The sequence below is a fragment of the Paenibacillus sp. AGC31 genome (assembly GCF_057334655.1).
The window spans coordinates 212,285-227,893 of the sequence record NZ_JBHFJH010000001.1; the positions used below are offsets into that span (position 1 = coordinate 212,285).

Consider the following 15,609-nt stretch of genomic DNA (forward strand, 5'->3'; position numbering starts at 1 on the left):
CATTCATTGGCTGATTTAAGATTGCGGCTGAATGGTGCCAACTTACAGCAAAAAGCCTGCTCGGAGAGCAGGCTTCTGGTTTGGACTTTTATACAGACTTGCGCCAGTTAGAACGATACATCAGATACAGGAAGTACGGTGTACCGATGATCGCAATGAGTATGCCTGATGGAATCTCTGTCGGCGCCATGACGGTTCTGCCGATTGTATCGGCAAGCACCAGCATGACTGCACCCGCTAATGCGGATAGGAACATGGATCGTCTTAACTTATTCCCCGTCAGTAACCGAACCATATGTGGTGCAATCAGGCCGATAAAACCAACGGTTCCTACACAAGCAACCGCACCTGCTGCAAGTAATACACCAACTGTCATGGCTAATAATCGTGTACGACGTACTCCGAGACCAAGCCCGGATGCACTATTGTCGTCAAATACCAGCAGTTCGAATCTGCGTGCCAGCCACCAAGCCACCGGTACCAGAATAACTAAAAATAATCCGATAACCCTCACCTGTTCCCAGGTACGAGCATAGGTACTTCCTGTCAGCCAGATATATCCGCTGCTACCGTATACCGCACCACGGACAATCAGAATCTGAATACCTGCTCCAGCAATGGCAGACATCGCGATCCCCAGCAACACAACCGCCGAAGGGTTCAGTCCTTTCTTCCAGGCGAGGGAGAACACCACCACTGCAGCAATGGCTGCACCGATGATTGCCGCAATTGGCAGCAAGTATATCGGAAGACCCGGCCATAAGATGATGACCATCATCGCTCCAAGCCCTGCACCTGAGGACACACCAACAATTGAAGCATCAGCCAGCGGGTTACGTACCGCCATCTGAATGAGTACACCACTGATTGCCAGTGCAGCTCCTGCACCTGCGGCAACAAGTGTACGCGGAATCCGAAGCTGAATCAGCGCGGAGAACAGTCCATCCGATTGGAACAGACTTGGTAACCAATCGGCCAGGGGAATTCGCATACCGCCAAACATCGTACTGAGCAAGATAAGCACGACCGTTATGACTGAGAATAATACAGCCATCGGGCCAAATGCAAAGCGACGCGCAGCTCCTCCTGTGCTCATTGAAGTAGACATGCCTGATCCGTTCGCAGCCTTCATGCGTGTAAGAACAAGCCAGATGAGCCACGGTGCACCAATGATCGCCATAACGGCACCCGTTGGCAGTTCCATGCTGGAGTTATGCACCATCTTGGCAAGGACATCTGCTCCAACCAGGAGCGCTGCGCCCCATATGAACACACCGGGTAAAAGTAATCGATTAGAACGTACACCACTCAATCGAACCAGATGTGGTGCGACCAGTCCCACGAAGCCAATCGGTCCGATTACACTTACAATCACAGCAGCCAGCAATACAGCAAGTATTAACCCTACTGCACGAGCCAATGTAACCTTTTGTCCCAAGGAAGAAGCCGTTGATTCATCCAACTCCAGCATATCCCACTGTCTGGAAAGGATTAACGAGAGAAGGGTAATACCAACCACCCAAGGCAAAGCATAAAACACACCACTCCAGTCATTCTGGACAAGTGTTCCGGAGCCCCAAAGGAACAACCCTTGTGTCTCCATGGAGAAAAAAATATGTAATGCACTTGTAAATGAACCAAGCACCATCGATACAATCATACCGGACAACGCAAGTCGAACCGGGCTTGATGTTCGTCCGCCGCCCATGAAATAAGCCGCAAATGCTGCCAGCAAACCACCTAGTGCTGCGAAAAGAAAAGGCGACTGACTTAACACGCCTGGAAAAGCGATAGCTCCCAGCACCACCACAAAGTACGCTCCTGCATTAATGCCCAGCGTATCTGAAGCAGCGAGTGGATTACGAGTAATCGTTTGCAGCAAAGCGCCCGCAACAGCCAATGCGCCACCCGCAAGAATACCGATCACTGTACGCGGCATGCGCAAGTCCCAGACCATATTGTGCTCTAATGAATCCTGTCTTCCTGTAAGAGCGTCCCAAACGACATGCAAAGGAATGGATGCTTCTCCATAACACAGACTTACAAAAAAAAGCACGATGAGAGCGGTTAGACCGCCCCCATATATGCTTATTGTGCGCCAATTCATAGCTGGCTTAGATCCTTGAACCGAACTCATTTGGTAATCGCCTCGACTACCCCATCAACCAATACTTTGGAGGAGATCGGTCCACCAAATGTCCATGTTGTACTATCGAGTTGATATGTGCGTTTTTCCTTCACAAAGTTCAGTCCGTTCCATACCGAGTTATCTTTCATGGCTGTGCCAAAGACGTCATCGTTTGGTTGTGTAATATAAATGAAGTTACTGTCCTTCACATCGGTTAAGGATTCAATGCCTACTGTAGAGAAGCCATAGTTTTCAACTTTGTCCGGCTGCCAATCGTTAGCCAGTCCGATTTTGTCCAATGTACCAATCACAACCGAGTTATCGGTAAACATACGCAGGCTGACTGCATTTTGATATGTGAACGCTTGTGTCAGTGCAAAGTTGAAGTTTTCTTTCCCCGCAGCAGCCAGTTTTTCTTTGGCTTCTACATAGTGTTGATCGAGATTACTCAAAACTTCTTTTGCTTTGTCTTCTTTACCGAGAGCTGTTGCAATGTTATTAAAGATCTCTGTCATCTTGTCATAATCATAGCCGTCACCATCATACGGATCATATTCAATCGTTGGTGCAATTGCATTCAGCTGATCGTAGACCGCTGTATTATTATCCGCATTGGCAATGATCAGATCTGGCTTCAATGCAGCAATAGCTTCCAGATTGGGTTCACTGCGTGTTCCGATATCCGTTACACTGTCATCCAGTGCTGCTTCGGATGTTACCCACACTTTATAGTTAGCGTTATCTGCATTACCTACTGGTTGAACACCCAGGGCAACGACATCTTCCGTATATGTCCATTCAAGCGTAACGACACGTTCTGCTGGTTTGTCCAGCTTAAGCTCTCCACGTTTATGCTTCACGGTAACAGGACCTGCTGTCTCTTCAGCCGGAGCACTACCGGAGTCACTACCTTGACTTGTATCTGTTGTAGTCGTGGTTTTACCACAACCTGCCAAAACCAGCACAAAGGCCAGCATGATCAACAATCCGTTCAACCCTTTTTTCATATCTCTTTTCTCCCCTGTTTGTATGTATTTATATGATAACAATTATCATTATCACTATTGGATTATGCCGTAGGAATTGATTTTTGTCAATGCAAAGTACCTTATTCCAATTCTTTTATGAGATAAAAAAAGGAAAGGGATAGCTCAAAAGCCATCCTTCCCTTCTATTGATTGCTGTTTACATTAACTCAACTGCATCGTAGTGATGCATGTATTATCATTTTCGTATGTAGACAATTGCGTTTCTGCAACCTTTCCATCTCGAACAATACGAATCAGATAGGTTCTGTCTCTAGGCACCCAAAAATCCATAAATCCGTTCGCACCAGACTTAATCACTGCGTCTTTCATAAAAGTGTTGCCTTGAGAATCGTGAATGGTAACGCTAAATTCCTTATTGCTCATTTCCCCCTGACAACCGGTCAAGCTATGAATTGCACAGGGATGGGTCTGGTCCACATAGGGTGCAATGGAAAGGAAAAATTCATTTTCAGGCAAATCATATGTAATGGTTTTTTCATCTTGATCGGTGATGATTAACTGTTTGGCATTAATGGAGGCAGATTCCGGTGTCTCTTTTCCTGTGCTGATATCTTCCACCAATTTTCGGATGTTGGGCGCATTGGCTTTACCCGCCTCTTCCTTACCTGTATTGCTTGCAAACAGGTATGTTCCGATCACAATCACAACTACAACACTTGCAATGATCCACATTTGTTTTTTCATCTGGAGTCCATCTCCTCGTCCGTTTTCATCAAGTATAATGGAGAACGAAGCAATATGGACTTATACAACAAACAATTCACCAGATTATCACATTATTGGTACGAATCTCTTCGCATCATAGTTGATTGGTTCGAATGGTAGGCTGGGCTCTGGAAACGCAGAGAGCAGCGGTGAAGTCTATGAGCTTCATCGTCCCGCCACTCTCCAGTGCCTACTAGTTCAGACTATTTTGCTGAATAAATAGACTTATTGACTGGATAAAAGACATAAACTTTTATTTTTATGCTGACATAGACTATATTGAGAATCGGAATTAAGGAGTCAGTTTTAGAATGGTCACAGTGGTATTTAGATTGTTATGCAACTGTGCAGGAGTTGCATTCGCATTTACCAGTTGGATCGTGGTCGGAACCGTTGTAACCGTAACAATAACTTCAGCAGATATAGGTCCACCTCCATTACCTGTGAATGGCACAGGTGTTATGGGCGTTCCATTTACCGTGAGGTTGAAATCCGCATTGCCCTGATTATGAATGCTAAAAGAGATCAAGTAACTTCCTGTTTCATTGATTGTTATCGTCGAGGATGGCGGTACAAAAGTAAATGCACCTCCAACATTAGCCAAAACACCGGTTAAAGTTATTGGAGCGTTTCCTGGAACTGTGTCAGTACCTGTGCCAGGATCTGCTCGGAAAACACTTAGGAAATCAGATATTCCTGCCCCAACTGGACCGGCCGGACCTGTTGCTCCTGCTGGGCCTACTGGGCCTACTGGACCTACTGCTCCGGCAGGGCCAGCAGGTCCTACTGCTCCGGCAGGGCCGACTGGTCCTGGTATACCAGGAACTCCTTGCAGTCCGATCGGCCCCGGTATCCCTTGAGCTCCTGTCGCTCCCTTGGGACCTATCGGTCCTAGTGGGCCAGGAATCCCTGGAGAACCTTGCGGTGCATTAACAATAACTTTAGGTTTAACTTTTACCACTTTTACCTTAACACCACAATGAAAATGTTTTTTAAATTTACGTCTACAAATTCGTTTCCCATGTCTATTTAACAACCAACTCACCTCCGTGATATTTCTCCACATACTATGTGTATCCATCACGAGGGGCATAGACTATTAACTATAAATTAGAAAATTATAGTGCCTATAATGAGTAAATTGGTCTATGAATCCAGTCTATAACATGAATGCATAGACCAATTTTCAATATAAAAGGCAGATAAAAAAGCCAGTTGAACACGAGATACTCTCGAGGTTTGACTGGCTTTTGCTATGCTCATCCCTTTCACACAGGTTCTTCTTATTTTACAATAGTGCTTTGTTTTTCTCATAGAACCGGGCGTTGTGAGAAGAGACACCCGCCATATCAGAAGCAGCAGGTTCCAGATACGTCTTGGCACTGTTGACTGCAAGCACCGCATCGTTAAAAGCACCTGCAATCAGTCGAACTTTGCTTCCATAGGTAATGAAATCACCTGCTCCGAATATGCCTGGAATGTTGGTACGCATGCGCTGATCTACGGATACGCCGTAATCTTCCCGCGCCAGTCCCCATTGCACAAGATTGCCAAAATCACGATCATACCCGTGGCTTACGACGACCTCATCCACCTCAACATGTGTGATCTCACCGGTTTCTATATGGGCCAGCTCGACACGATCTATTTTGTCACCTGTACCGTATAAGCGTGAGATGTTAAATGGCGTCATGACGTTGGCTTGAGCTTTCATCTGAGCAACAGGCGACTCATGTCCGGTGAATTCATGACGTCTGTGTGCTACTGTAACTTCACTTGCTATCTTGCCCATTTCATTCGCCCAGTCGACTGCGGAATCGCCACCACCCGAGATCAGAACACGCTTCCCGGCAAATCGGGACAGGTCGGTTATCGTATAGTGCAGATTTGTCAGTTCATATCGGTTGGCACCTTCAATAGCCAGTTTTTGCACTTGAGTCATGCCTCTGCCCGCGCATAACAGGATAGTACGTGTATAATGACGCTCGCCTGTTTTGGAAATGAGTACAAATACACCATCCTCACATCGTTCAAGCTCGGCTATTTCCTGCCCAAACACAATCGTTGGATCGAACGTTCTCGCCTGTCTCTCCAGTGATTCAATCAGCTTCTCACATCGAATCGGATCTATCCCGCCCACATCCCAGATCAGCTTCTCCGGGTATGTACGCATGAATCCACCCAGTTCCTGCTTGGCTTCGATGATCTTGGTACGCATGGCTCTCATACCACTATAAAATGAGGCATACATGCCAGCAGGCCCACCACCAATGATCGTAATATCGTAGATATCCAATTGTGTCTCCGTTGTCATTTAAGGCACCAACTTTTCAACAACATAGTCCATCAATTTTACAGATCCAATCGGACCCACACCCGATACGAATTGGCTTGTCTTCAGCGGGAAGACATGATCATTCTTCACAGCCTCCAGATTCGACCACACTTGGCTTGCTTTCAGATCTTCCATAGATTTCTTCGTGTCATAACCTACAAGGGTTCTGTCTTCCAGGAAAATATAATCCGGATTCATCTCAGGCAAGAATTCCAGGGAGAACTGGCTAAACCAATCTGTAGAGTCTTTGATCGCTTCAGGACTATTCAGACCCAGGATATCATAGAAGAAAACACTGCTGCTTCCTCCTTTTGGACCCATGAAACGGTAACGATTGTGCTCCACCCGGAGAACCAATACGGTCTTGTCTCCCAGGGCTGCCGCAATCTTCTCTTTCGCTTGGGAGGCTTTCTCGTCGAATTCAGTCAGTACTTTGGCAGATTCTTCGGTCTTGTCAAATATGGCAGCCAGCTTCGGCATAGCACGTTTCATTTCACTGTTGGCATCCAGTGCCACCGTAGGAGCGATTTTGGACAATTCATCATATACGCCCTGTTCCATACCTTCGCCAGCTGTAAGGATCATATCCGGTGTCAACGCAAGCAACTGTTCATAGTTATATTGATATTGCTCGACTTCAATGATCTGGACCCCATGTTCTTTCAGATAATTAGGGCGGTATTCCGCTTCAACTTCTGGAGTTAACAAAACGATTTGAGGTGTAACACCCATTTCAATCAGATACTCGGCATAGATTGAATCAAACACCACCAGATTTTGAGGGTGAGTTGGAATCGTTACTTCTCCAAACTGATCCTTTACCACCTTAGTCCCACTTTCAGTCGCTGTTTCTTCTGCAGTACTCGCTGCTCCTTCAGTTGGAGCACCTGCTGTTCCAGCTGTTGCGTTCTCTTCCTTGGTTCCACCGGAACATGCCGCCAGCATTACACTAACCACCAACAGCATGATACCAAACCCTTTAAACCTTCGTGACATGATATACTTCGCCCCTTATGTATATTGATAATGATAATTATTATCAAATAATATCAAAGAAGGATTATTGCTTCCATAGCATATCGTGCGTATTTAGTTGGATTATTGTGCTCTCTCATGAAGTGTTTCCGTAAGGTAGCGAACGATCTGATTGAGAATCAGAGTGTGTCCCGTAATTCCGTGACCGTCTACCCACAGGTGAGTATCGACGTAAAATACCCGATTATTTTTTACAGCCTTCAGGTCATTCCATTGCGGACTCTCCCATAGTTTCCTCATATTTTCTTCAGCACTGAAGTGCTGCATAATCCGCTTTTCCACAAACAGATAATCGGGATTGGCTTGTGTGAGCAGGTCCAGCGAACAAGGGTTAAACCATGCTGTACCTGAATCCAGTGCTTGCGGCAGTGTTAATCCAAGCTGTTCATATAACAAGTGTGATACCCCGTGTGAATGCCCACCCAGATATCGATAACCAAACGCTTCCACCCTCAGCAGCATGACAGTGGACGCGGATTGGATGATGGGTTGCAACTTTCGCTTAGCTAAGCTGACTTCATGTTTCATCTGCTGATGCAGTCTATAAGCCTCTTCTTCTTTGAGAAACCAGGCTGCCAATTGATCGAGCATGGGTTCTACATCTTGATGAAGTCCGGTTAGAATCGGTGCAATTGTGCGCAGCTCCCTTTTGACCTCTTCCGTCAATACGTTTCCTATCAACATCTCCGGTTGAACTTGTCGAACAAGTTCTATCTCCACCTCATACTGTGTAACCTCCAGCATCTGCACTCCATGCGCTATAAATTGTTCATGGTGATGTGGGAACAGCAGGATTGGGGTGACCACTACGGCATGGGGGATGACACCCAGATGAATCATAATTTCTGCACAGATTGGAGAAAGTGATACGATCTTGCGCTGCGTCATCGTCTGCCTATATATCTTAGGTGATACGCCAGTCAACTGTTTGAAGCGTCGGCTAAAATAATGAGCATCTTCAAATCCAGTCTTTTTGGCAATATCCTGAGAGGTTGCAGCGGTTAATAACAGTTCTTCCTGCGCACGGTAGATCCGGTAGTGGGCCAGATAATCCAGAGGTGGCTTACCATATCGCTCACTAAATTTGCGGGAATAATGCCATGGACTAATACCGGCGATCTGAGCTAACTGTGTACGTGTAATGACCTGATCATAATGCTGCTGCATGTAGTCAATGGAGCGAAGTATACCGTGTTCTGGCTTCAACTCGTTATCCGGCTGTTTCCGATATAGATTACTCAACAACTCATATAACAAATGCTGATTGCCAATCCTTTCTGCACTCTGTTCCTGTGAATGCGCTTCACTCCAATGCTGAATGATACTTGCCAAACCTCCACCGGACAGTTGCACTTTCTGATACGCCTCTCCTGATGGTAAATGCCATTCGAACTTCTCAGCCTCCCGCCTATCATGCAGCACCGAATATGTATCGAACTGAACATGCCAGCCTGCCAGATCCAGGTTGCCACCTTCAATGACCTCCATTACGGAGTTCTCTTCAAGCGCAATTAATTCTCCATAGGAGACGTGAACTCGATGTCCATTTATATTCCAGATCGCTTCTCCATCAATGATAAATATCAAGGTGTGACTGAAAAACTGATGCAGCTCGCCTTTCGTTATCCATGCGTTGCTTAGTGCATCCGTTGACTTCCATTGAGCAATCCATTCCATGTTGTCAGACATAGGTTATCCTTTCAAAGGGATTAGTAATCCAGATTTATAGGTTTCACTATATCAAAATACATGACAACTCCATAACCAACAAGCTATGGCTTGAATAAAATGGTGGACAGCTACTGAGCATTTCATACTTGTATTATTCAGATACAAAAACAACAAAAGGCCGGTACCATCAGGCACAGGCTCTTTCTTACAACTTTAATACTACTTATTCAATTAGTACGTTTTACGTATTACTCAATGCTGGGTTTCGGTCACCCCTATCCCCGTTTCTGTCCTTTTCCTGCCATCCAATACGTTAGTCCACTCGAGACACCAAACGCAATAACCACACCAATGCATGTGTGTAACAGATTCAGGCTACCCTCTTCGATGAAGAGCGGGAGGCTGACCAAGCTCGGATTCCCCACCATAGCAAATGCCTTGACAGATAATAATCCAAAATACAGTCCACCCGCAGCTCCACCCAGCAATGCCGCGTAGAAAGAGGATCTTTTTCTCATGTTGACTGCATACAATGCAGGCTCTACCACTCCAAGGAGCGCTGTTCCCGTTGCCCAGAAAGCAAGTCTTCTGGATGCTGGCTCTTTCGAGCGGATTCCGTTTGCAAGCGCAGCCCCTGCTTGTCCTACAATCGCCACTAACATGGCAGCAATCACCATAGAACCACCATTCATAACCATTTCATTAATGATGATGGCAATCAGCCAGTAGTGTAATCCCATAATTAATATTAGCGAGAAGACTGCTCCCAGTAACATCACCGACAACACTGGAGCATTAGCTACTAGTGAATCCAATGCCTCCGGCAGATATTCATCAATCCAGGTGCCGACTGGACCAAGAATCATCAATACTAACGGAACAAGAACCAGTAACGTCAGGAAAGGAGCAACCATCCCTTTGGAGAATTTTGGACTCCATCGTTCAACGACTCTTTCCAGGTAGGCCCCTGCACAGATCGTGAGAATGACCCAGATGGGCGTAGAGTAAAAAGCTGGCTGGGACACAAGTGGCAAACCCAGGAAATGCACCTCTTTTTCCCCCGACATCAGCATGGTCATCTCCGGATAAAACATGAGTCCGCCAATAGATGCTGCAACATAGATATTGCTCTTCAACCGATACGCTGTGCTGATTGCTACCAATACAGGCAGTACATAAAATACACCGTCTCCAATGATCCTGAAGATCGTAAAGGTCTGGCTGTCCATCAACGCAGAAGAGTCCGTAGAACTGTACGTATCCATTAACGCAATAATGGCGACTATAATTTTAATAACAGCGGCTCCGAGAATCGCAGGCATCAAGGGCCTGAATACATCGGATACAAAATGTAAGATCGAGAATCTGTTCTTCTTCGTGTGTCCTTCTTCCTGCAACCCTGTCCCTGTAGATTCCCAAGTGTCCATACCCAGTAACGTATTGTAGATAAGTGAAGATTCATCTCTTATTACCAGATGGCACTGCTCACCTGTTACCCGAATATCTGCTACAACATCTGCGAAGGCAAGAGCCGACATGTTCAATTGTGTACTGTCCTTCAGTACCAGCGTCGTTGTGCCCTTATCGTGTTCTACGAACCTGATGTTCTCCTTGCCACCTGCGAGTTTCAACCAATCTTCAATCTGTGTGTTATGCATTATGTACAATCTCCTCATGTTACGGTAAACCCGTGTTTTGTGATGTGTTATGATCTAATATGCCTCTATCTATATACACATTTCCATGAAAAAACTTCAATAGGATAAAAAAACTAATTCCCCTTACATTGCATGTTCATTTATACAAGGTATATGGACCTATGACATTGTTTACGTAGCAAAAAAAGCCTACTCTTATGTAGGCTCTTATCCATCTTTAATTATGAGTCATACTCTTCATACTCACAACCGACTTCACAGTCATCAGATGGCGATGCACATAAATATACATCCTCATCCTATGACAGTGCCAACATCGCGTTCATATCTTCTTCTGCTGTTGTAATTAACTTCAGTCCAAACATATCCACGAGTACATCCAAGACACCTTCCGATATGAACTCAGGCGGTTTCGGTCCAATCCGAATGTCCTGAATGCCAAGGCTGAACAGGCCGAGCAGGATCGCAACTGCTTTTTGCTCAAACCAGGACAGCACAATGCTGACAGGTAACTCGTTCACAGTACAGCCAAAAGCATCCGCCAAAGCCATTGCAATTTTCACCGTAGAACCGGAATTGTTGCATTGACCCAGATCGATATAACGCGGTATCCCCGTGTCTCCAACCGTACCATAATCCACATCGTTGAAGCGGAACTTGCCACAAGATGTCGTCAGAATTACAGTATCATTCGGTAAAGATGTCGCGAGTTCACGATAGTAGTTGCCACCTTTGCCTGGCGCATCACAACCAGCAATAACGAAGAATCGACGGATATGCCCGTCTTTCACCGCTTGAATAATCTCGGGCGCAAGCCCAATCACGGTCTCATGATGATATCCTGTCGTTAAGACTTGCTCCGACTGTACATTAGCCGCAGGCAGAGATAATGCACGTTCAATCAGCGTTGAGAAGTCATCATCCATAATCTTGGCAACCCCCTCCAGACCCGCCACTTCGTATGAGAAGAAGCGGTCTGCATATGTGCCTTTGATCGGCATGACACAGTTGGTTGTTGCAAGAATAGCACCCGGGAATTGTTCGAAAAGTCTTCTTTGATCATACCAGGCTTTGCCGATATTGCCCTTGAGATGGGCGTATTTCTTCAGCGCCGGATAACCGTGCGCAGGCAACATTTCCGAGTGCGTATAGATGTTGATTCCTTTCCCTTCAGTTTGACGAAGCAACTCCTCCAATGCATACAGATTATGCCCTGTTACCACGATGCACTGTCCTTCGATCTGATTCTGGCTAACCGTAATCGGTTGCGGTACACCAAAGCGGTCCGTGTGCGCACGATCCAGCACGTCCATAATGCGGATTGCTGCATTGCCGACTTTCATCGCCATCTCCAGATGTTCCTGTACATTAAAATTCGAGTTCGTTAATGTCATATATAATGCCTCATGTGTAATCCGATCCACCTCAGGATCAGAATATCCCAACTGGCGTGCATGTGTTGCATAAGCAGCGATGCCTTTTAACGCAAAAATCATCGTATCCTGCAAACTTGCGATTGTTTCGTTTTTGCCGCATACCCCTACCACGGTACACCCGCCACTCGGCGTCTGTTCGCACTGATAACAAAACATATGGTTTCCCCTCCAAACTTAGATTAAACGTAGTTCGTTATGGAATAGCGTAACAGACCCTGATATGAGCAAGTGTGATGGTGCACACAGTTTCTGATCCAATATCTATATATGGTTCTCCAGACTTTCATCCAAACTGGAAATAATAACATTCGAAAAAAGGCATATCTCGGATCATTATGAAAAATACTGTGTACAGCTAAAAAACGTATAAATCCATAATCTTAAAAAAATACGAAAATGAAACGATTCTAGATTTTGCCCGTAAGGGTAATACACAGAGAAATCTAATATTCAAGGAGCTGGTCAATTGCAACATTACAGACACAGTGCGGAGGAAACCCTTCAGGATGTACAGAGTTCCTCCAAGGGACTTACGACCTCCGAAGCTGCCAAGAGAATTGAAACGGAAGGATATAACGAGTTAAAAGGTAAAGATGCAACACCAGTCTGGAAATTGTTTCTCGAAAATTTCAAAGATCCGATGGTCATCGTGCTGCTGATTGCAGCCGCGGTACAGGTTGTTCTTGGACACCTGATTGAATCGTTGATCATTTTCCTGGTTATTTTGCTCAACGCGGTGATCAGTGTAGTGCAGACCAAAAAAGCCGAAAGCTCGCTCGACGCGCTGAAACAAATGTCTGCACCTGAAGCCAAGGTCATTCGTGACGGGCAGAAAAAAACCATTCCAGCGAGGGAACTCGTTCCCGGTGATATTGTTATGCTGGATGCAGGTGATTATGTCCCGGCAGACGGCCGTATCCTGGAATCAGGTAGTCTTAAAATCAACGAAGGCATGTTGACCGGAGAATCCGAAGCTGCGGAGAAACACGCCGATACCATCCCGGATGAAGCTCCAATCGGAGATCGTCGCAATATGGCCTTTAGTGGCTCACTCGTCGTATATGGACGGGGCATGCTTGTCATTACAGGAACGGCTCTCAAAACAGAAATCGGCAAAATTGCTGAATTGATTGAAAATGCCGAAGCCAAGAACACGCCATTACAGCGCAAGTTGGAATCATTCAGCAAAAAACTGGGCTTTTTCATCCTGGGCTTGTCGATTCTCATCTTTGGCATTGAAGCCGGTCGTGTATGGTTGACCGAAGGTACGGAGAATATCGGGCCTTCCATCGTAAATGCATTGATGTTTGCCGTAGCTGTTGCGGTTGCTGCCATTCCTGAGGCGTTATCCTCCATTGTGACCATTGTATTGTCACTCGGAACAAATAAGATGGCCAAACAACATGCGATCATTCGCAGACTGCCTGCCGTGGAAGCTCTCGGTTCTGCCAGTATCATCTGTACCGATAAAACAGGTACACTAACGCAGAACAAGATGACCGTTGTGGATTATTACATTCCCCATGGTACCAAGGATGAATTCCCTGATGATCCCGATCAGTGGTCAGAAGAGGAACGACGTCTGTTACATATTGCAGTGCTCTGCAATGATTCGAATATTAATCAGGAAGGCAAGGAACTGGGTGATCCTACCGAAGTGGCCCTCATTGCCTTCAGCAACCGGGTGAACAAGGATTACAATGAAATCCGTGACCAGTTCCCGCGTGAAGCTGAGCTTCCTTTTGACTCGGATCGAAAACTCATGAGTACGGTGCATACCTTCGAGGGACAGACGGCTTTGCTGACTAAAGGTGGACCGGATGTGCTGTTCAGTCGCTGTAGTCATGTGTTTATCAACGGTGAGGTTCAGCCCCTCACACCTGAGATTCGCACACAATTTGAAGAAAAAAATGAGGCCTTCTCCAAACGAGCCTTCCGTGTGCTGGCCTACGCGTACAAAAAATTCGATGATAAAAACCAGGTCACCATTGATGACGAGCATGATCTGACACTTGTTGGTCTGACAGCGATGATTGACCCACCGCGTGAAGCGGTATATGGCTCTATTGAAGAGTCCAAAAAAGCGGGCATTCGCACCATCATGATCACCGGAGATCACAAAACGACGGCTCAGGCGATCGGTGTGGATATCGGCCTTGCCGAACCGGATGATCTCGCCATTACCGGAGCCGAACTGGACAAAATGTCTGACGAGGAGCTGGATAAACAACTCGAACACATCTCGGTCTACGCAAGGGTATCACCTGAGAATAAAATCCGGATTGTGCGTGCATGGCAGCGTAAAGGCAAAGTTGCAGCCATGACCGGAGATGGAGTTAATGACGCACCTGCGCTGAAACAGGCCGACATCGGTGTAGCGATGGGTAGCGGAACAGATGTCGCCAAGGATGCGGCTGCCATGATTCTGACGGATGATAACTTTGTCTCCATCGTGAATGCGGTCAGTGTTGGGCGGATGGTATTTGATAATATCAAAAAAGCCATCGCATACCTGTTTGCCGGTAACCTCGGCGCCATTATCGCCATTTTGTTTGCCCTGATCGTCGGCTGGGTTAATCCATTTACGGCCCTTCAGCTGCTGTTCATCAATCTGGTGAACGACTCTCTGCCTGCCATTGCTTTGGGTACAGAGAAACCCGAGCCAGATGTGATGCGGCGTAAACCACGTGACATTAACGAGGGTATCTTCGCAGGTGGAACCCTGCAGGCTGTGATTACACGTGGTGTCCTGATTGGTGCAGCTGTTATTGTGTCCCAATATATTGGACTTGGCATCTCGGAGGAAATCAGTGTGGCTATGGCCTTCACCACCCTGATTCTGGCACGCAGTCTGCAAACTTTTGCAGCACGTTCCAATACACAGACCATCTTCCAGGTGGGCTTCATGACCAATAAATTCGTGCTTGGCTCCATTCTGGTATGTCTCTGTCTCTATGCAATCACACTGATTCCAGGTGTTCGCGGTGTCTTCGCTATCCCGGATACATTCGGTTGGAATGAGTTCCTGATTGCAGGCGGACTTGCTCTTGCTGCCGTCATTCTGATGGATGTCATCAAGTGGATTCGCAATCGCGGTAAACAAGTTACTGCGGCATAAGATTTGTAGATATAACATGCACAAACAGGCGCCCGTTATCGGAGCGCCTGTTTATGTATCTAATTATCCCTGTTTAATGCCAAAAGCGATCCAGCGTCCATCAATATCCTCGATCACAAACTCCTTGTTATTATAGTCTGTATGATTGAGGACTCGTACGATTTTCACATCTGCGTTGATCAATTCCTGTTGAAGCTCTTCCTGGTTCTGGGTAATAAAATATGCATCATATCCATAGCCATATAATTCTCTGTTGGGTATAACTTTCTGTCCATTGCTTTGAGTTAAAATAATCTCGGTCAGATCACGATACAGGCAGACATGAGGTTCTGCGGCATCAAGATATTCGACGACTCGAAAGCTCATCTTTTCTTCATAAAACTGCGCGGTTCGATTCATATCAAGCGTCGGAAATACGCTGTGGGACATTAATAATGCATGAGTCATGGGTATAATCTCCTTCATTTTCAACAT

11 protein-coding genes are annotated in these 15,609 nt (G+C 46.1%); 1 reads left to right on the forward strand and 10 read right to left on the reverse strand.

All coding sequences use genetic code 11. The features are described from left to right. Positions 1-88: 88 nt before the first annotated feature. The 9 genes from ACE04G_RS00860 to hcp form a co-directional block, all read right to left on the reverse strand. On the reverse strand, positions 89-2,137 hold the full coding sequence (locus ACE04G_RS00860; protein ID WP_449003480.1) for an iron ABC transporter permease: 2,049 nt from the start codon (positions 2,135-2,137) through the stop codon (positions 89-91). After that, complete coding sequence (locus tag ACE04G_RS00865; protein WP_449003479.1) at positions 2,134-3,135, reverse strand: ABC transporter substrate-binding protein; 1,002 nt, start codon at positions 3,133-3,135, stop codon at positions 2,134-2,136. The genes ACE04G_RS00860 and ACE04G_RS00865 overlap by 4 nt, the downstream gene beginning before the upstream one ends. Before the next feature lie 183 nt (positions 3,136-3,318). Next, positions 3,319-3,861 (reverse strand): CueP family metal-binding protein, encoded by a 543-nt coding sequence (locus ACE04G_RS00870; RefSeq protein WP_221824426.1) that lies wholly within the window; start codon positions 3,859-3,861, stop codon positions 3,319-3,321. A gap of 313 nt (positions 3,862-4,174) precedes the next feature. Beyond that, positions 4,175-4,843, reverse strand: a complete 669-nt coding sequence (locus ACE04G_RS00875) for a collagen-like protein (RefSeq protein ID WP_449003478.1) — start codon at positions 4,841-4,843, stop codon at positions 4,175-4,177. Between the two features lie 327 nt (positions 4,844-5,170). Beyond that, positions 5,171-6,196, reverse strand: a complete 1,026-nt coding sequence (locus ACE04G_RS00880) for an NAD(P)/FAD-dependent oxidoreductase (protein ID WP_221824430.1) — start codon at positions 6,194-6,196, stop codon at positions 5,171-5,173. Continuing rightward, the gene (locus ACE04G_RS00885) at positions 6,197-7,213 is read right to left on the reverse strand and encodes an ABC transporter substrate-binding protein (protein ID WP_221824431.1); all 1,017 of its coding nucleotides are present in this window, start codon (positions 7,211-7,213) and stop codon (positions 6,197-6,199) included. Between the two features lie 102 nt (positions 7,214-7,315). Then, positions 7,316-8,941, reverse strand: coding sequence for a helix-turn-helix domain-containing protein (locus ACE04G_RS00890; protein WP_221824434.1), 1,626 nt, complete (start codon positions 8,939-8,941; stop codon positions 7,316-7,318). 257 nt (positions 8,942-9,198) lie between these two features. Then, positions 9,199-10,581 carry a PTS transporter subunit EIIC gene (locus tag ACE04G_RS00895; protein WP_221824436.1) on the reverse strand — a complete coding sequence of 461 codons (1,383 nt, stop codon included), beginning with the start codon at positions 10,579-10,581 and terminating at the stop codon, positions 9,199-9,201. 299 nt (positions 10,582-10,880) lie between these two features. Further along, positions 10,881-12,173: a hydroxylamine reductase gene (hcp, locus tag ACE04G_RS00900; protein WP_221824438.1), complete on the reverse strand. Its 1,293-nt coding sequence runs from the start codon at positions 12,171-12,173 to the stop codon at positions 10,881-10,883. A 310-nt stretch (positions 12,174-12,483) separates the two neighbouring features. On the opposite strand from hcp, the gene ACE04G_RS00905 reads away from it, so the two are divergent. Then, a complete protein-coding gene (locus tag ACE04G_RS00905; protein ID WP_221824440.1) occupies positions 12,484-15,135 on the forward strand; it encodes a cation-translocating P-type ATPase in 2,652 nt (883 codons plus the stop codon). A 63-nt stretch (positions 15,136-15,198) separates the two neighbouring features. Here the strand turns inward: ACE04G_RS00905 and ACE04G_RS00910 are convergent, their stop codons facing one another. Beyond that, positions 15,199-15,582, reverse strand: coding sequence for a VOC family protein (locus ACE04G_RS00910; protein WP_221824442.1), 384 nt, complete (start codon positions 15,580-15,582; stop codon positions 15,199-15,201). Between the last annotated feature and the right edge of the window lie 27 nt (positions 15,583-15,609).